The sequence below is a fragment of the Szabonella alba genome (assembly GCF_016765775.1).
In the GTDB taxonomy this organism is placed as follows: Bacteria; Pseudomonadota; Alphaproteobacteria; order Rhodobacterales; family Rhodobacteraceae; genus Szabonella; species Szabonella alba.
In genome coordinates this window covers 1-17374 of record NZ_JAESVN010000003.1, presented here as the reverse complement: position 1 = coordinate 17374, position 17374 = coordinate 1, and the positions used below count along the sequence as shown (strand labels likewise).

At 64.9% G+C, this 17374-nt stretch carries 15 protein-coding genes and 1 tRNA gene; 13 read left to right on the top strand and 3 right to left on the bottom strand.

Annotated elements, in window-relative coordinates; translation table 11 throughout:
- Positions 1–3 precede the first annotated feature (3 nt).
- The 5 genes from ureC (at position 4) to ureG (ending at position 4211) form a co-directional block, all read left to right on the top strand.
- On the top strand, positions 4–1713 hold the full coding sequence (ureC, locus tag JL811_RS07680) for an urease subunit alpha (protein ID WP_202687940.1): 1710 nt from the start codon (positions 4–6) through the stop codon (positions 1711–1713).
- Positions 1714–1914: 201 nt separating this feature from the next.
- Positions 1915–2142, top strand: coding sequence for a DUF1127 domain-containing protein (locus JL811_RS07675; protein WP_202687939.1), 228 nt, complete (start codon positions 1915–1917; stop codon positions 2140–2142).
- Positions 2143–2323: 181 nt separating this feature from the next.
- On the top strand, positions 2324–2920 hold the full coding sequence (locus JL811_RS07670; RefSeq protein ID WP_202687938.1) for an urease accessory protein UreE: 597 nt from the start codon (positions 2324–2326) through the stop codon (positions 2918–2920).
- Positions 2917–3585 (top strand): urease accessory protein UreF, encoded by a 669-nt coding sequence (locus JL811_RS07665; protein WP_202687937.1) that lies wholly within the window; start codon positions 2917–2919, stop codon positions 3583–3585. The genes JL811_RS07670 and JL811_RS07665 overlap by 4 nt, the downstream gene beginning before the upstream one ends.
- Positions 3582–4211: an urease accessory protein UreG gene (gene ureG / locus JL811_RS07660; RefSeq protein ID WP_202687936.1), complete on the top strand. Its 630-nt coding sequence runs from the start codon at positions 3582–3584 to the stop codon at positions 4209–4211. The genes JL811_RS07665 and ureG overlap by 4 nt, the downstream gene beginning before the upstream one ends.
- Before the next feature lie 178 nt (positions 4212–4389).
- Here the strand turns inward: ureG and JL811_RS07655 are convergent, their stop codons facing one another.
- Both JL811_RS07655 and JL811_RS07650 read right to left on the bottom strand, forming a co-directional pair.
- Complete coding sequence (locus JL811_RS07655; RefSeq protein ID WP_202687935.1) at positions 4390–4839, bottom strand: DNA polymerase III subunit chi; 450 nt, start codon at positions 4837–4839, stop codon at positions 4390–4392.
- Between the two features lie 4 nt (positions 4840–4843).
- Complete coding sequence (locus JL811_RS07650) at positions 4844–6319, bottom strand: leucyl aminopeptidase (protein ID WP_202687934.1); 1476 nt, start codon at positions 6317–6319, stop codon at positions 4844–4846.
- Positions 6320–6561: 242 nt separating this feature from the next.
- On the opposite strand from JL811_RS07650, the gene lptF reads away from it, so the two are divergent.
- The 6 genes from lptF to rsmA all read left to right on the top strand — a co-directional run bounded on the left by lptF (position 6562) and on the right by rsmA (position 14159).
- On the top strand, positions 6562–7707 hold the full coding sequence (gene lptF, locus JL811_RS07645; RefSeq protein WP_202687933.1) for an LPS export ABC transporter permease LptF: 1146 nt from the start codon (positions 6562–6564) through the stop codon (positions 7705–7707).
- A complete protein-coding gene (gene lptG / locus JL811_RS07640; protein ID WP_202687932.1) occupies positions 7704–8798 on the top strand; it encodes an LPS export ABC transporter permease LptG in 1095 nt (364 codons plus the stop codon). Before lptF ends, lptG begins: the two co-directional genes overlap by 4 nt.
- Positions 8798–10942, top strand: a complete 2145-nt coding sequence (locus JL811_RS07635; protein WP_202687931.1) for an LPS-assembly protein LptD — start codon at positions 8798–8800, stop codon at positions 10940–10942. Before lptG ends, JL811_RS07635 begins: the two co-directional genes overlap by 1 nt.
- Positions 10943–11030: 88 nt before the next feature.
- Positions 11031–12233, top strand: a complete 1203-nt coding sequence (locus JL811_RS07630) for a peptidylprolyl isomerase (protein ID WP_202687930.1) — start codon at positions 11031–11033, stop codon at positions 12231–12233.
- Between the two features lie 3 nt (positions 12234–12236).
- Complete coding sequence (gene pdxA / locus JL811_RS07625; protein WP_202687929.1) at positions 12237–13223, top strand: 4-hydroxythreonine-4-phosphate dehydrogenase PdxA; 987 nt, start codon at positions 12237–12239, stop codon at positions 13221–13223.
- A 90-nt stretch (positions 13224–13313) separates the two neighbouring features.
- Complete coding sequence (gene rsmA, locus JL811_RS07620; RefSeq protein WP_202687928.1) at positions 13314–14159, top strand: 16S rRNA (adenine(1518)-N(6)/adenine(1519)-N(6))-dimethyltransferase RsmA; 846 nt, start codon at positions 13314–13316, stop codon at positions 14157–14159.
- Between the two features lie 33 nt (positions 14160–14192).
- Here rsmA and JL811_RS07615 read toward each other — a convergent pair whose 3' ends face one another.
- The gene (locus JL811_RS07615) at positions 14193–14444 is read right to left on the bottom strand and encodes a DUF1737 domain-containing protein (protein ID WP_202687927.1); all 252 of its coding nucleotides are present in this window, start codon (positions 14442–14444) and stop codon (positions 14193–14195) included.
- 433 nt (positions 14445–14877) lie between these two features.
- Here JL811_RS07615 and JL811_RS07610 point away from each other — a divergent pair.
- Both JL811_RS07610 and JL811_RS07605 read left to right on the top strand, forming a co-directional pair.
- A tRNA-Asn gene (locus tag JL811_RS07610) sits at positions 14878–14952 on the top strand.
- Positions 14953–15074: 122 nt separating this feature from the next.
- Positions 15075–16973 (top strand): DUF6538 domain-containing protein, encoded by a 1899-nt coding sequence (locus tag JL811_RS07605; protein ID WP_202687926.1) that lies wholly within the window; start codon positions 15075–15077, stop codon positions 16971–16973.
- Positions 16974–17374 lie beyond the last annotated feature (401 nt).

The following is a 17374-nucleotide window of genomic DNA, read 5'->3' as shown; positions in this document are numbered from 1 at the left end:
GCCATGGCCTACCGCATTTCCCGCCCCGCCTATGCCGATATGTATGGCCCCACGACCGGCGACCGGCTGCGCCTTGGCGATACCGATCTGGTGATCGAGGTGGAACGCGACCTGACCACCTATGGCGAAGAGGTGAAATTCGGCGGCGGCAAGGTGATCCGTGACGGCATGGGCCAAAGTCAGGTCACCCGGGCGGGCGGCGCACTGGATACGGTCATCACCAATGCGCTGATCCTGGACCATTCGGGGATCTACAAGGCCGATATCGGCCTGAAGGACGGGCGCATCGCCGGGATCGGCAAGGCGGGCAATCCCGATACGCAGGCGGGCGTGACCCTCATCATCGGGCCGGGAACCGAGATCATCGCGGGCGAGGGCCGCATCGTCACGGCGGGCGGGTTCGACGCGCATATCCATTTCATCTGCCCCCAGCAGGTCGAGGATGCGATCCATTCCGGCATCACCACCATGCTGGGCGGCGGCACCGGCCCGGCCCATGGCACGCTGGCCACGACCTGCACGCCGGGCGCGTTTCATATCGGACGGATGCTGCAGGCCTTCGACAGTCTGCCGGTCAATCTGTGCCTTGCGGGCAAGGGCAATGCCTCCCGCCCCGAGGCGCTGGTGGAAATGGTCGAGACCGGGGCCTGCGCGCTGAAACTGCATGAGGACTGGGGCACCACCCCCGCCGCCATCGACTGCTGCCTTTCGGTGGCCGATGCGATGGATGTGCAGGTAATGATCCATACCGATACGCTGAACGAATCTGGCTTTGTCGAAAACACGCTGGCCGCGATCAGGGGCCGCACGATCCACGCCTTCCATACCGAAGGCGCGGGCGGCGGCCATGCGCCCGACATCATGCGCGTCGTCAGCCAGCCGAATGTGATCCCGTCCTCGACCAATCCGACGATGCCCTACACGGTCAACACGGTCGAGGAACATCTCGACATGCTGATGGTCTGCCACCATCTGGACCGCGCCATCCCCGAGGATGTGGCCTTTGCTGAATCCCGCATCCGTAAGGAAACCATTGCCGCCGAGGATATCCTGCATGATATCGGGGCCTTCTCGGTCATCTCCTCGGACAGTCAGGCCATGGGACGGGTGGGAGAGGTCATCACCCGCACATGGCAGACCGCCCACAAGATGAAACAGCAGCGCGGGCGGCTGGCCGGGGAGACGGGCGAAAACGACAATCTGCGCGTCCGCCGCTATGTCGCGAAATACACGATCAATCCGGCAATCGCCCATGGGATCAGCCGCCATATCGGATCGGTCGAGACCGGCAAACGCGCCGATCTGGTGATCTGGTCGCCCGCGTTTTTCGGGGCCAAACCCGAAATGGTGCTGGTCGGTGGCTCCATCGCGGTCGCACAAATGGGCGATCCCAATGCCTCGATCCCGACGCCGCAGCCGGTCTATTCCCGGCCCATGTTCGGCGCCCTTGGCCGCGCGCGTGAGGCGGGATCGGTCACCTTCACCAGTGCGGCAGCCGCCGCGGGCGATCTGCGCGCGCAGCTTGGGCTGGGCAAGGCGCTGGTCGCGGTGGAGGGGACGCGCGGTATTGGCAAGCGGGACATGGTGCTGAATGACGCGATGCCGCAGATCGAGGTCAATCCCGAAACCTATGAGGTGCGCGCGGATGGGGAGCTTCTGACCTGCGAACCGGCCCGCGAATTGCCGCTGGCACAGCGCTATTTCCTGTTCTGATCCCTCTGCCCCACCCCGGTCCCGAACCTGCCGAAACATCGGGCGCTGCTACGCAGCATTTGCACAACCCTATGACAGAAAACGAAAGAGCCATGCATTTTCTGCAACGCGGCAAGACCGAAGCAGCGGTTTTAATCACCCGCCCCATGGGTCACATTGTCCACAGGGAAGGACGAAGCGTTACAGGCAAAGAGGTTTCCCATGGCTTACGCACAAACGACGAACACGATCACCACCCCCGGTATCCGCGCCACGCTGGCGCGCCCGTTCCTGGCAATCTGGAACGTGCTGCTGATGATCGCGGAACACGGCCCCCGCATGGACGAGGTCCGCAAACTGAATGCCACCTCGGACGAGGAACTGGCGGCGCGCGGTCTGACCCGTGCAAGCGAAGTGCAGCGCATCTTCGGGCATCGCATGTATCTCTGACCGGCACCCGGCCCCTTCGGGCCGAGACCGGACTGCAAGGCCGGGGCGTGGATAACACCGCGCCCTGCCCTGCCCAAACCAAGGACCGAACCCGGGGCGATCCGCCCCCCGCCCGCGTCAGAGGACTTCCGCGCCGCCCCATGCTAGGCTCGGACCACCCTTTCTGCATCGCGAGGCACCCATGACCGAACTCCCCCCCGTTACCCGTCTGCTGCACGCAGCGCCCGAGGCCCCGGCCCATGATGTCGTGGTTCTTGGCTATGACGCCCGCATCCTGCGGCGAAAGCGCCTGATGACCGCGCAGGGGGAGGCTTTCTTCGTCGATCTGGCCGCCACCACCAGCCTTGACGGTTTCTGGGGGTTCGAGCTTGCCGATGGCCGCACGATCCGGATCATCGCCGCCGAAGAGGAATTGCTGGCGGTGACCGGTGATCTGGCCCGGCTGGCCTGGCATATCGGCAACCGCCACACGCCCGCGCAGATCGAACCGGGGCGGATCCTGATCCGCCACGATCCCGTGCTGGAACGGATGCTGACGCGACTGGGCGCGACGCTGGACAGGGTATCGGAACCCTTCACCCCCGAAGGTGGCGCCTATGGCCATGGCCGGACCATGGGCCACAGTCATGGCCCCGAGGCCGGGCATGATCATGGGCATGAGCACGGGCACGGGCATAGCCACGATCACGGCCACAGCCACGGGCACGACCATGGCGCAGCCGATATCCCCACCTCGCTTGCCCCGGAAGAGCTTGAGAAAGGCCCCTTCACCGGATGATCGCGGTGCCAAGCCCCCCCAAGGCCAGCCCCGGGGCCAGTCTTCTGGCCTTTCAGCAATGGCTTTCCCCCGCCTTTCCGACCGGGGGCTTTGCCTATTCGCAGGGAATGGAAGGGCCGATGGCCGCCCGTGAGTTGCGTGATGCGGCGGGGGTCGGGGACTATCTTGCCGATATCCTGCGTTTTGGTTCTGGCCGGGTCGATGCGACGCTGCTGTGCCATGCGGCATTGGGGGACAGTGATGCCGATGCGCTGGCCGATCTGGCGCTGGCCCTTGCGCCCACCGCCGAGCGCCTGCGCGAGATCCGCGAGATCGGCGCCGCGATCACCGCGCTTACCAATGCGCTGAACGGCACCGCCCATCCGCCCCGCCCGCATGCCGTGGCGCTTGGTGTCGCTGCGCGCGGCCTTGATCTGCCGGGCGCGCAACTGGCCGCGATGTTCCTGCAGGCGCAGGCGACAACGCTGGTTTCCGCCGCGACGCGGTTCATTCCGCTGGGCCAGACCGAGGCACAACTGGCGCTTGCCCGGCTGGCACCGCTGATCCTCGATCTGGCGGATGAGGCCGCCCGCACCCCGCTGGAGGCCATCGGCAGCGCAACATTCCGCGCTGATCTGGCCTCCGCGGCCCATGAAACCCTCGATGTAAGGATCTTTCGCACATGACCTCTCCCCACGGCCCCCTGCGCGTCGGGATCGGCGGCCCGGTCGGCGCCGGCAAGACGACCCTGACCGAACATCTGTGCAAGCATCTGCGCGACCGGCTGTCGCTGGCGGTGGTGACGAATGACATCTACACGCGGGAGGATGCGGACTATCTGATGCGCGCGCAGGCCCTGCCCGGTGACCGGATCCGCGGCGTGGAAACCGGGGGCTGCCCGCATACCGCGATCCGCGAGGATGCCTCGATCAATCTTGCCGCGATTGCAGAACTCAACACCGCCTTTCCCGATCTGGATCTGATCCTGATCGAATCGGGCGGCGACAATCTGGCCGCCACCTTCAGCCCCGAGCTTGCCGATCTGTCGATCTATGTCATCGACACCGCTGCCGGGCAGGACATCCCGCGCAAGCGCGGCCCCGGCGTCACGCGGTCAGACCTTCTGGTGGTCAACAAAACCGACCTTGCCCCGCATGTGGGCGTCGATCCGGTGTTGCTGGAAAGCGATACGCGAAACGCGCGCGGCCCGCGCCCCTATGTCATGGCCGAATTGCGCAAAGGCCGGGGCATTGCGGAAATCGCGGAATTCCTGATCCGCGAGGGTGGTCTGCGCCTGCGCGATCCGGTCTGATCCGAGCTGGCGCAAGGGGGGCTGTCTGCCCCCAGGGTCTTGCGGCAGGCCGCAAGACCTTCCCCCGAAGGTATTTCATCCAAGATGAAGAAGGAAAACCGCTGCTTTCATCCTGGCAAAAATACCTCCGCCGGAGGCTTCCCCGGCCGGGGACCGGCGCCGCAGCATCAGAACCCGGTCAGCGCTTGCGTTCCCAGCGGCCCTCGGCTTCGGACCAGTATTCCGCCTCGACACCGGCCCCGGTCAGGTCGCGCCACTGGCCGCGCGCACGCTGCAGCGCGGCCTCGTCCATTCCGTCGAACAGGATCCAGACCCGGTCCACCGCCGCTGCCTCTTCTGCCGTGACCACCGCGCCATCTACCGCCATCAGCCCCTGCCTGCCCGGCGGAAGCGGCCCCTGTCCCAAAAGGATGGGCTGGCGCGCATCCTGCGGCCCGCCCTCGCGGCCATGGGGCAGAAAACCATCCTTGGGATGGGACCAGAGCCAGCGATCCAGATCGTCCAGCCGGGCGGCATCGCTGCCACGCAGATAGACGCGCCAGCCCAGATCAGCGGCGCGCGAAAGCAGCATCTGCGCCGCCTCTTCCATCGGCGAGGCGGTGAGGTGGTAGAACTTCACCGCCCCCATCGGATCAGCCCTCGTATTTGTCCCGGATCAGCCGGTCCAACGCCATGACACCCCAGCCCGTCGCCCCTTTCGGTGCCAGCGTTGTATCGGCTTTCACCAGCGCGGTGCCCGCGATGTCGATATGGATCCAGGGCGTTTCGGGTTTGACGAAGCGCTGCAGGAACTGCGCCGCGGTGATCGAGCCGCCATCGCGCCCGCCGACATTCATCATGTCGGCGATGCGCGATTTCAGTTTCGCGTCATAGGCTTCGCCCATCGGCATGCGCCAGGCGCCTTCGCCTTCGGCTTTCGCGGCCTTCAGGAACGCATCGCACAGCGTGTCATTGTTTGAGAAGATACCCGCATTCTCATGCCCCAGTGCGATGATGATCGCGCCGGTCAGGGTGGCCAGATTGATCATGCCGGTCGGCTTGAAGCGATCCTGCGCATACCAGAGCACATCGGCCAGCACGAGCCGCCCCTCGGCATCAGTGTTGATGACCTCGATCGTGTCACCCTTCATTGAGGTGACGACATCACCGGGGCGCTGTGCCCGCCCGTCGGGCATGTTTTCGACCAGTCCCACCAGCCCCACGACATTGGCCTTGGCACCCCGCAAGGCAAGCGCGCGCATCACGCCCGAAACAACGCCCGCGCCGCCCATATCCATGGTCATGTCCTCCATACCGCCCGCAGGCTTGATGGAAATGCCGCCGGTGTCGAACACCACACCCTTGCCGACCAGCGCAAAGGGGGCCTCATCCTCGGGCCCGCCCTTCCACTGCATGATGACCAGTTTTGACGGGCTTTCTGACCCCTGCCCGACGCCCAGCAGGGCACCCATGCCCAGATCGGCCATCTGCGCCTCGTCCAGCACCTCGACCTCAAGCCCCAGCGCCGTCATCGCCTCAAGCCGGGCGGCGAATTCGGTGGTGGTCAGCACATTGGCAGGCTCATTCACCAGATCGCGGGTGAAGAAGACACCCTCGGCCAGAGCGGCCAGCGGGGCCGCAAGGGCCGCGACCTCTTCGGGGGCGTTGACCATGACGATGGCCGGACCCTGCGGCTTGGGGGCTGCGGATTTGCGCACCGAGAAATCATAGGCCCGCATCGCCAGGCCGAAGGACACGTCCGCCGCGCGCTGCATGCCGCCCGCCAGCACCAGAACACCGCCCGCGCCGATTTTCGCCCCGATGGCCGCCCCGGCCTTGCGGGCCAGTGCCGTATCGGCGCGGGGGCCGGCCTTCACGACCTGAACCGCCTCGGCGGCCAGTCCGGCGGGCCAGCCCAGATCGGCTGCCTCACCGGGTTTGAGATCGGCCCAGGCGGGCGAGGCAAGATAGCGGTTCAGCGCCCCCTTGGTCAGCCGGTTGACGCGCCGCGCAGCGGGGCTGGAGGCGGCTTCCGCCTTTTCCGGCACCAGAAGGGCAATCCGCCCCTCAAAGCTTGCAATTGCGTCAAGATCGGTTTCGCGGAACTGGATCGGCAGGGGTTCGGTCATTTCGCTTTGTCCTCGACAGGCTTGGAAATTTGACGCGGAGCCTAGCGGCTTGCACCGGGCTTGACCAGTACCGGGCTTGACCAGTGCCGCGCCAGGACAACCGGCGGGCCGGTCGGCAAGGGGCCGCGCGGAACCTTTCCTGCACCACCGGACCAAGGCGGAGGGATGCGATAATTCGGTTTTCCCGCCCCCGCAGTTCCGATAGGATCAGAGCCGGAACACGGGGTGAACGGGGACGCAGCTTGCCGAGATTCGACAGATATCTGCTGTCGCAACTGCTGCAGCTTTTCGGCTTCTTCTCGCTGGTTCTGGTGCTGGTCTATTGGATCAACCGGGCGGTGGGCCTGTTTGACCGTCTGATCGGCGACGGGCAATCGGCTATGGTCTTTGTCGAATTGTCCTTGCTGACGCTGCCCAATGTCATCCGCATCGTCCTGCCGGTTTCGGCTTTCGCGGCAACGGTTTACGTCGCCAACCGCCTGACCCAGGACGGAGAGCTTGTGGTGATGCAGGCTACCGGATTCTCGGCCTTCCGGCTGGTGCGGCCGGTCCTGTGGTTCGGCTTGATCGTCGCGGCCATGATGCTGGTGCTGATGCATTTCATCGTGCCCGCAAGCCGCGCCGCGCTGACCGAACGCACGGCCGAAATCGGCGCGAATGTGACCGCGCGGCTGCTGGTCGACGGGCAGTTCATGCATCCGACCGATGGCGTGACCTTCTACATCCGCGAATTGACCGACCGGGGGGAATTGCTGGACATCTTCCTGTCCGATGAACGCACCGAGACCAGCCGCATCGCCTATACCGCCCGCCGGGCGGTGCTTGTGCGCGACGGGGACAGGCCGAAACTGGTGATGTTCGAAGGCATGAGCCAGTCGCATGACCGCCGGACCGGCCGGTTGTCGGTAACGCATTTCGCCGATTTCACCTATGATCTGGGCGATGTGCTGACCCCCGGCACTGACGGCAGCCGGTCCATTGACGAGATGTCGACGCTGGAACTGCTGCGCCCCAGCCCGGAAAATCTGCAGGAAACCGGCGCGACCCGCGCGGTGTTCCTGTCCGAGGGGCATCAGCGGTTCTCGCAGCCCTTGCTGGCGCCCGCCGCCGCGATGATCGGGTTTGCCACGCTTTTGCTGGGTGCCTTCAGCCGCTTCGGCCTCTGGCGTCAGATCATTGGCGCGATTCTTTTGCTGATCGTCGTGCAGATGGTCGGCAACGCCGCCACCGCCGCCAGTGTTCAGGGCGGGATCCGCTGGCCGCTGGTCTATATTGCGCCCGCACTGGGGGTGGCGCTGTCGTTGTTGATCCTGTGGGTCGCGCAGCGCCCGCGCCGCCGTCATGCGGCAGGCCCCGGGCCGCTGTCGCCCGAAAGGTCGGCAACATGACGCTGAGCCTGTATTTTACGCGGCGGTTTCTGAAATCGGTGGCTCAGGTCCTGCTGGTCTTTTTCGGTATCCTGATGCTGATCGACATGGTCGAACAGTTGCGCCGGTTTTCGCCGCAGGGCATCGGGCTGGCAGGCGCGGCGGAACTTGCGCTTTTGAATGTTCCGGCAAGCCTTTACCGGATCCTGCCGCTGATCGTGGTCTTTGCGTCAATCGCCTTGTTTCTGGCATTGTCGCGGTCATCCGAACTGGTGGTGGCGCGGGCGGCGGGGCGGTCGGGGCTGCGATTCCTGCTGGCCCCGGTGGGCACGGCGCTGGTGCTGGGCTGCGCTGTGGTCGCGGTGCTGAACCCCTTTGTCGCGGCGACCTCGAAACAGTATGACGCGCTTTATTCGCGGCAGGCACAGGGCGGGGAAAGCATTTTTTCGATCAACGAATCCGGTCTCTGGCTGCGGCAGGGGGGCGCTGACGGGCAGACCGTCATCCGCGCGGCGCGGTCAGATCTGGACGGCACGCGGCTTTTCGCCGCCTCTTTTCTGATCTTTGACGCCGAAGGCGCGCCGGTCCAGCGCATCGAGGCCGATGAGGCCGTGCTGCGCGCCGGGGAATGGGCGCTGACCGGGGCGAAATACTGGGATCTGACCGCGCGCAATCCCGAAGTGTCGTCCCGGATTGAGAACACCGCCGCCCTGCCGTCAGAACTCACGCCCGAGCGGATCCGCGACAGTTTCGGCGATCCTTCGGCAATTCCGATCTGGTCGCTGCCCGATTACATCACGCGGCTGGAACTTGCAGGCTTTTCGGCGCGCACGCATCGGGTCTGGTTCCAGATGGAACTGGCCCTGCCGCTGCTGCTGGCCTCGATGGTTCTGGTTGCGGCGGGCTTCACGATGCGCCATGCCCGGGGGGGAAAAACGGGGCAGATGGTGCTGTTTGCATTGCTGGGCGGATTCGGGATCTTCTTTCTGCGGAATTTCGCGCAGGTTCTGGGGGAAAGCGGCCAGATCCCGGTCGCTCTTGCCGCATGGAGCCCGCCTGTTGCGGCGCTGCTGTTGTCGCTGGGACTGCTTTTGCATCTGGAGGATGGGTGATGTTGCGCGGCCTCCTTTCCCTTGCCCTCGGCCTCTGGCTGGCCGCACTGCCCCTGCAGGCGCAGGACATGGCCACGCTGATCGCCGACCGCGTGGCACTGGACGGGCAGAACCGTCTGATCGCCGAAGGCAGCGTCGAGATCTTCCATCAGGGCCGCCGCCTGCGCGCCAGCCGCATCCTTTACGACCGCAGCAGTGACCGGCTGTTGATCGAGGGGCCGATCGTTCTGACCGAAGGCAGCGGCACGCTGGTCGTGGCCGATCAGGCCGATCTGGCCGCCGATCTGACCGAAGGCGTCCTGCAATCGGCGCGGCTGGTGCTGAACCGGCAGTTGCAGCTTGCCGCCTCGGAAATGCAGCGCATCGGCGGGCGCTATACGGCACTCGGGCGGACGGTCGTTTCTTCCTGCCAGATCTGCGCGCAGAATCCGACCCCGCTTTGGGAAATCCGGGCGCAGCGGGTGATCCATGACGAGTTGGAACGCCAGATCTATTTCGACCGGGCGCAGTTGCGCATTGCCGGGGTGCCGGTCTTCTGGATCCCGCATCTGCGGATGCCCGATCCGACGCTGAACCGCGCACGCGGTTTCCTGCGCCCTTCGCTGATCACCACGTCCGAACTGGGTACAGGGGTCAAGATCCCCTATTTCATTCCCATCGGTGAGAATCGCGACCTGACGGTGACGCCTTTCCTTGCCACGCGCAGCGCGCAATCGCTGGATCTGCGTTATCGGCAGGCCTTCCGCAGCGGGCAGATCGAGATCGCGGGTTCGCTGGCCCGCGACCGCATCCTGCCCGGCGAGACGCGCGGACAGATCACCGCCTCGGGCGTGTTCATGCTGCCGCGCGATTTCCTGCTGACCTTCCGGGGTGAGGCGGTTTCGGATCCGGCCTATCTGCTGGATTACGACATCTCATCCAAGGACCGGCTGGACAGCCAGATCGAGGTAATGCGCACAAGGCGGGGTGAGTATATTTCGGCCCGGCTGGTGCATTTCAATTCGATCCGCGAAGGCGATGTGAATTCCACCCTGCCCTCGGTCGTGACCGACATGACATGGGAACGCCGGTTCAGCCCGCGCGGGCTGGGCGGCACGGCGGGGCTGCGTTTCCAGACGCACAGCCATTTCCGGTCGTCCGACAGCACGGATGACAGCAACGGCGACGGCATCAGCGACGGGCGTGACATGGGGCGCGCCTCGGTCAGTCTGGACTGGCGGCGCAACTGGGTTCTGGGCGGCGGCATCCTTGCCTCGGCCCTGACCGAGATTTCGGCGGATTTCTACCGCACCCGGCAGGATCCCGCCTTTCCCGGCAGCAGCACCCGCGCGGCGGGCGGCGTGGCGCTGGAACTGCGCTGGCCCTGGATGCGGCAGGGCGCGGATGGCGCGATGCATGTGATCGAGCCTGTCGCGCAACTGATCTGGTCGCCGAAAACCGGGCGTGTCGTTCCCATCGAGGACAGTGCACTGGTCGAGTTCGACGAGGGTAATCTGTTTTCCTTCTCGCGCTTTCCCGGGGCGGATGCAGTGGAACGCGGGCCGCGTGCCAATGTCGGCATAGGCTATACCCGGCACGATCCCTCGGGCTGGTCACTGGGGGTGACGGTTGGCCGGGTCTTTCGGACTTCCAGTTCCGATCCTGACCCGTTCGGCCCGGCCTCAGGCCTTGCGGGGCGCAATTCCGACTGGCTGGCGGCCTTCCGCATGTCGCGCAATGACGGGCTGGCGCTGACGCACCGGCTGGTTTTCAATGACGACCTGCGGATGAGCAAGGCCGAAATGCGGCTAGACCTGCAGCGGCAGGATTACGGCATTGCGGCCTCCTATCTGTGGATGCTGCCGGATGCACTGGAAATGCGAGACACCCGCGTGTCGGAACTTGTCTTCGAAGGCAGCTACCGTCTGACGCCGAACTGGCTGGGGCAGTTCAACACCCGCTATGATTTTGAGGCCGACCGCGCCGCCTCGGCCGGGGTGCTGTTCGAGTTCCGCAATGAATGCATGAAGATCGACCTGTCGCTGTCGCGCCGTTTCACCACCTCGAATGCGATCCGCCCCTCCACCCGGTTCGGGCTCTCTGTCGATCTTCTGGGCTTTGGCGGCTCTGCCCTGCCCGGCCCGTCCCGGTCCTGTCGCGGTTAGGGTGTTGCCATGACCCCGGCCCGCGCGTTACCACAGACCCACCTGACCGATCCGCAAGGGTTCCGGTCCCCCTGATGAGACATTGACGATGATCCGCGCATCTTTCCTTCTGGCCGCCCTGACCGCTTTCGGATTTGCGGGAATGCCTGCTGCGGCGCAATCGCAATTCTCGCCCCGGGTGGTGGTGAATGACCGGGTGATCTCAAATTACGAGGTCAGCCAGCGTGTCAAGATGCTGGAATTGTTTCAGGCTCCCGGCGATATCGAGACCGAAGCACTGGACGGTCTGATCGAGGACAGGCTGCGGCTGGTCGCGGCGCAGTCGATGGGGCTGAGCGTGGCGCCAGAACAGGTCATGGCCGGGATGGAGGAATTCGCGGGCCGGGCCAATCTGACGGCGGAACAGTTTGTCACGGCGCTGGAACAGGGCGGTGTCTCCGCCCAGACCTTCCGCGATTTTGTCGAGGCGGGGCTTTTGTGGCGGGAGGTCGTGCGCGCCCGCTTTGCCCCGGCGGTCGAGATAACCGAGGTTGAGGTGGACCGCGCGCTGTCTGCAATCACGCAGGGCGTCAACACCCGCGTCCTGCTGGCCGAGATCCTGATCCCCTTCGAGGCGGGCAATGAAAGTGCCGCACTGTCGCTGGCGCGGTCCCTGCGCGGCGGGCTGACCACCGATGAGGAATTCGGTCAGGCCGCGCGGCGCTATTCTTCCTCCTCGACCGCCGGGCGCGGCGGGCGTCTGGACTGGATGCCCCTGCCCTCGGTTCCCGAAGAGGTGCGCGGCACGATCCTGCAGCTTGCCCCCGGGCAGATCACCCCGCCGGTTCGACTGGCCGAAGGCTATGCGATCTATCAGCTGCGCGAGATTGACCGTTCAATGGGGCGCACATCGACCACCAGCCGGGTGGAATATGCCGAAATGGCGCTGCCGCCCGGCCCTGATGGTGTGGCACAGGCGGCCCGGATCCGCGCCTCGGTCGATACATGCAATGACCTTTACGGCCAGATCCTTGGCCAGCCCGAGGACAGTTTGCGCATCGAGACCCGTCCGCAGGCGCAGGTTCCGGGTGATATCGCCCCCCGCCTTGCGGCGCTGGATGAGAATGAAAGCACCGATTTCCCACGCGGCGGCGCGCATGTCTTTTTGATGCTGTGCAGCCGTCTGCCCGATATCGACGGTGCCCCCACGCGAGATGAGGCGCGCGAATTGCTGGTCAATCAGCGGCTGGCCTCGCTGGCCGATGCCTATCTTGAGGAATTGCGCGCCGAAGCGATCATCCGTGACCGATAAGGCATGCCCGCCCTTGCCCCTGATCTGCCCATCGCCCTGACCTGCGGCGAACCGGCCGGTATCGGCCCCGAAATCGCCCTTGCGGCACGCATGCGGCTGGGGGCGGATCTTCCGTTTTTCTGGATCGGCGATCCCCGGCATCTGCCGCAAGGGGCCGCCGTGACGGAAATTGCCAGCCCTGCGGCGGCGCGTGACGTGGCCCCCGATCGCCTGCCGGTGCTGCCGCATGGCTTTGACGGCCCGGCCAGCCCCGGACAGCCCCGACCAGACCATGCCGCCGATGTCATTGCCGTCATCGCCCGCGCCGTGGCGCTGGCCATGGCGGGCGAGGTGGCCGCGATCTGCACCGCGCCGATATCCAAAAAGGCGCTGAAGGATGGCGCAGGCTTTGCCTTTCCCGGCCATACCGAATTTCTGGCCGATCTGGCGGGGGTGGGCCGGGTGGTGATGATGCTGGCCTGTGACGCGCTGCGCGTCGTGCCCGTGACGATCCATATTCCGCTGGCCGATGTGCCCGCCACGCTGACACCTGATCTGCTTGAGGAGACATTGCGCATCACCCATGCCGGGCTGCAGCGCGATTTCGGGCTGACCGCCCCGCGTCTGGCCGTGGCCGGGCTGAACCCCCATGCGGGCGAAGGCGGCACGATGGGCGGCCAGGAGATTGCGATGATCGCGCCGCTGCTGGACCGTCTGCGCGCCGGGGGGATGGCGATTGCAGGCCCCCTGCCCGCCGATACGATGTTCCATCCGGCGGCGCGCGCGCGCTATGATGCGGCGGTCTGCATGTATCACGATCAGGCCCTGATCCCGATCAAGACGCTGGATTTCGCGGGCGGTGTGAACCTGACGCTGGGTCTGCCCTTCATCCGCACCTCGCCCGATCATGGCACGGCCTTCGATATCGCGGGACAGGGGATTGCGGATCCGTCCAGCCTGATCGCGGCCCTGCGCATGGCGCGCGATATGGCGCGGAGCCGCGCGCAATGACGCGGGACCGCAGGTCGCAGTCGAGGACGGGGGGCCAGCCCCCAGGCCCCCCGAGGTATTTCCGCCAAGATGAAAAGGGGGCGATGTTTCATGCCGCAGATTGATGACCTGCCGCCTTTGCGTGAGGTGATCCGCACGCATGATCTGGTGGCGAAGAAGCAGTTGGGGCAGAATTTTCTGCTGGATCTGAACCTGACCGCGCGGATTGCGCGCAGTGCCGGGGATCTTGCAGGCTGCGATGTGCTGGAGGTCGGCCCCGGCCCCGGGGGCCTGACGCGTGGTCTGCTGGCGGAAGGCGCGCGCCGCGTTCTGGCGGTCGAGAAAGACGCGCGCTGTCTGCCCGCATTGGCCGAAATCGCCGCCGCCTGCCCCGGGCGGCTGGAGGTGCTGCTGGGCGATGCACTGGAGGTCGATGTGCTGGCGCATCTGACGCCGCCCGTCCGCATCGTGTCCAACCTGCCCTATAATGTCGGGACGGAATTGCTGGTGCGCTGGCTGACTCCGCCCTTGTGGCCGCCCTTCTGGCAAAGCCTGACATTGATGTTCCAGAAAGAGGTCGCTGAACGCATCGTCGCGAAACCCGGATCCAAGGCTTACGGTCGGCTGGCGCTGCTGGCACAATGGCGGACCGAGGCGCGGATCGTGCTGACCCTGCCGCCCGAGGCGTTTGTGCCCGCGCCCAAGGTCCATTCCGCCGTCGTGCATCTGACCCGGCTGGAGGCGCCGCGTTTTCCTGCCGATGGCGCGGTGCTGGCCCGGATCACCGCCATGGCCTTCAACCAGCGCCGCAAGATGCTGCGGTCAAGCCTGAAGGCGCTGAACCCCGCCATTGAGGAGCATCTGCGCGCCGCCGGGATTGACCCCACGCAGCGCGCCGAGGAAATCGGGCTGGAACAGTTCTGCTCGCTTGCCCGCAGCATCGCGGCCAGCGGCTGAGCGATTGCCCGACAGCCGCTGGCCGCGATCCGCTCAGCGGCTCTCGGCCAAGGCCGGGCGCACCACCTCAAGCGTTGCCGCATGGTCGGGCCCGAGGCGCACCATCGGTTGCAAAGCCACCAGATGATGGTCCCTCTGCATCAGTTGCAGCCCGCCAAATGGCTGCCATCCTGCCGCGATCAGTCCATTGACCTTGTCCTCAAGCTGACTGTCATAGGTCGCACTTTCGACCGACTTGCAATAAACGACCGAGGCGATCGTGTATTTCGTTATTTTCTGGTTCACGACACTCTCCATTTTCAAGGGCTGAGGGGCAGTCTGGCGCCGGATCTGACCGGGAATTGTTGCGCAATTGCGGCGGAATGCAGCGGTGAATGACGAACCCGCTGATGGACCGTCTGCATCACGGCGAGGTTCGGAGCCGTACCACCCGGACGTGGCGCGCACAAAAGCGACGACCACAGGATCGACGGAAACTGGAATCGCACCCAACCGACAGTTCAGGGCGGCTTCATTCGAACAGCCCGACGAACATAAAGACACCGAAATGCGCAGCCAGCCCCCACCGGGCCAGCACAATTCCAAGACAGAAGGAAACGCTCACGCGCCCCCGGCCCGATCCTTCCGGCGGGCCGCAGAATTGGCGTCACGGCAAGTTGAAATTTTTTCCACATCCCTCTGGACGCTGTCAGATGCCGTTGATATAGCACCCCTGTGTTCCGGCGTAGCTCAGCGGTAGAGCAGTTGACTGTTAATCAATTGGTCGTAGGTTCGATCCCTACCGCCGGAGCCATATACCCCCAAGCTGTTGAAAACGCTAGCGAAAGCCCTCGCGGCTCCGTTGGTGCAACAACTGGGTGTACCACCACGAGGGTGGCACATCGCGCGCGGAGGTCTCCAACCGGAGGCTTCTTCATGGCTGCTCATCCCCACCTGATGCGACGCGGCACGGTGTATTACTGGCGCCGCCGGTTTCTTCGGTTCTCCACAGGAAACATCGATCTGCAGGTCTCCCTGCGCACGACAGAGCGGCTTCCGGCGGTTAAACTCGCCCGGAAGCTCAGTGCGGAAAGTGACAGGCTGATGGACGCCGTGGCGATGAACCGGATTTCTGCCCAGGAGGCGGTGCGCTACCTCAAATCGGTCGCGGCGCGCGAGGTTGATCGTCTGGCAAAACTCCAGACGGTCAGCGCGATGTCCTATGGGTCCGGCGCGGCCGAAGAGGATGAGCGGCACGACTGGGCTTACCGGACGGCCTTCCGGCTTCTGGCACAGCATGGCGTCAATGTTGCGCTCACCGGCTCGGTGAAGGAGGCGTTGATCTGTGAGGGCCGCAGCGAGCGCGATCTCGAAACCCTGGACTATGTCCTCGACTTCCAGAGACGCATCCTGCTGAGCGAGCCCGATGCCCGGAAGCGCGCCGCCGAATTCGAAAGCGTCGCCGGGCGCGCGGCTGAGGGTGCCTATGAACGTCAGCAATTGCTGCAGCTCACCATCGAAGCACGGGCGCGGGTAAGCGATTGCCTGAAAACGCCCCCTGCCCGCACCATGGCCGAGCAGATCCTGTCCGATGAAGCCCTGACCTCTGCCGTCTATCCCGGCGCTGTTGCCAAGAGCCCGGTTCCTTCCCCCCAGCCAGCGGCGGCAGGTCACACCGCGGTGGTGAGCGCCAAGCCCGCCGAGACGCCCGCTGCGGCCAACGATCCGGGGATCGATCCGGCCATCGACGCGGTGATCGAGCGGCTCATCGAGCTGAAACGCCATGATGATCTGGGGCTGGAAGAGAAGACCGCGGCCCAGTACCGGGGCTTCGCAACGCTTCTGCAGCGAGTGACGGGGAAAACGGACATCCGGACCTTGGTTCAGTCCGACGCCGCCCATTTCAACAGCGTGCTTCTCAAGCTACCGAAAACCTTCGGGAAAAGCCCAAAGGACAAGCTCGATCCGATCCCCTTGATCCTGGAGCGCGCGAAAGCCCTGCCGCCGGAGACGGTCGGGCTGAGTGTGGCGACGCGCAATCGCTATTTCGACCATTTCGGCGCGCTGGTGACAGCCGCAAGAAACGAAGGGTTCGACCTCGATCCCAGGCTCGTGCCCGGCAAATTCCGCCGGAAAGAGACCACCCGCGCCCGCGACAAGAAGCGCTCCTTCACGACCGAGGAATTGCAGCGGCTCTTCCTGCATCCCTTCTGGGCTCCGGATGACCCGTCTGTCCGTCCGCGGCTCACCTACACGCAACGGCGCAAGACCGGGCTTTTCTGGGTGCCGATCATCAGCGCCTATACCGGCCTCCGGCGGGAAGAGATCGCCGGGTTCAGCCCCGAGAATTTCCACAAGGTGGGGAACATCTGGTACCTCGATATTGTGGGCACCGACCTGCGCCGCATCAAGACCGCCAGTTCGCAACGCCGCATTCCGCTGCATCCTGACCTTGTCGCGCTCGGCCTACCGCAGTTCATGGAAGCGGCGAAAAAGAAAGGGCAGGCTCTGGCCTTCCCGGATCTGCGAGAGCCCGCCTCCAACATCCTGGGCCGCAAGGTCGGGCGGCATATGGAAGCGGTGATCAAGGAGATCTGGGGGAATGCCGGACAGGGCCTGTCCCTGCACAGCATGCGCCATTACGTGCAGAACATCCTCGATAACGACCCAATGGTCGGCGACAAGCTGGCGCGCGACATCATGGGCCATGAGGGCCACGACGTGCATTCGCGCTCCTACGGAACCGCGAGCCCCCTCGAGCGCCTTCAGGCCGGCATCGAGCGTCTTCCCTCGGTGTTTCCGGTTGAGCGCGATGGCAAGCGGCGTGCCGCGTAAGCGGAACGCTGCGGTCATGCCATTCCCGAATGACGGGGCCGGCGTGTTAATCTGGATTGTTTCAGGGTTCAGGGGCCTGAAAAGCCAGGCTCATCGGGATCCGGCTCAGAAAAGGCCATGGTGTTCCGGTATTTGAGCAGCCTCTGGAGGAACGTGTCGAAGGAATAGCTGCGAAGAGTATCTTTCACGACGTCCAATCCCAGCACACCATCGCAATCGCCCTTGTTTTTCTGCCGCTCAATGAAGGCGATTTGTTCATCTAGACCCTCAGGATCTGTTGATTTTCACCCAGAACTGACCCGGGTTTTTCATCGAGAATTGACCCGGCTTTGAGTATGGATTTCGGGTCAGGCAGGGGTCAAGATCTGTGTTGTCTCCTTCTTTTTCTTTGCTGCGGATGC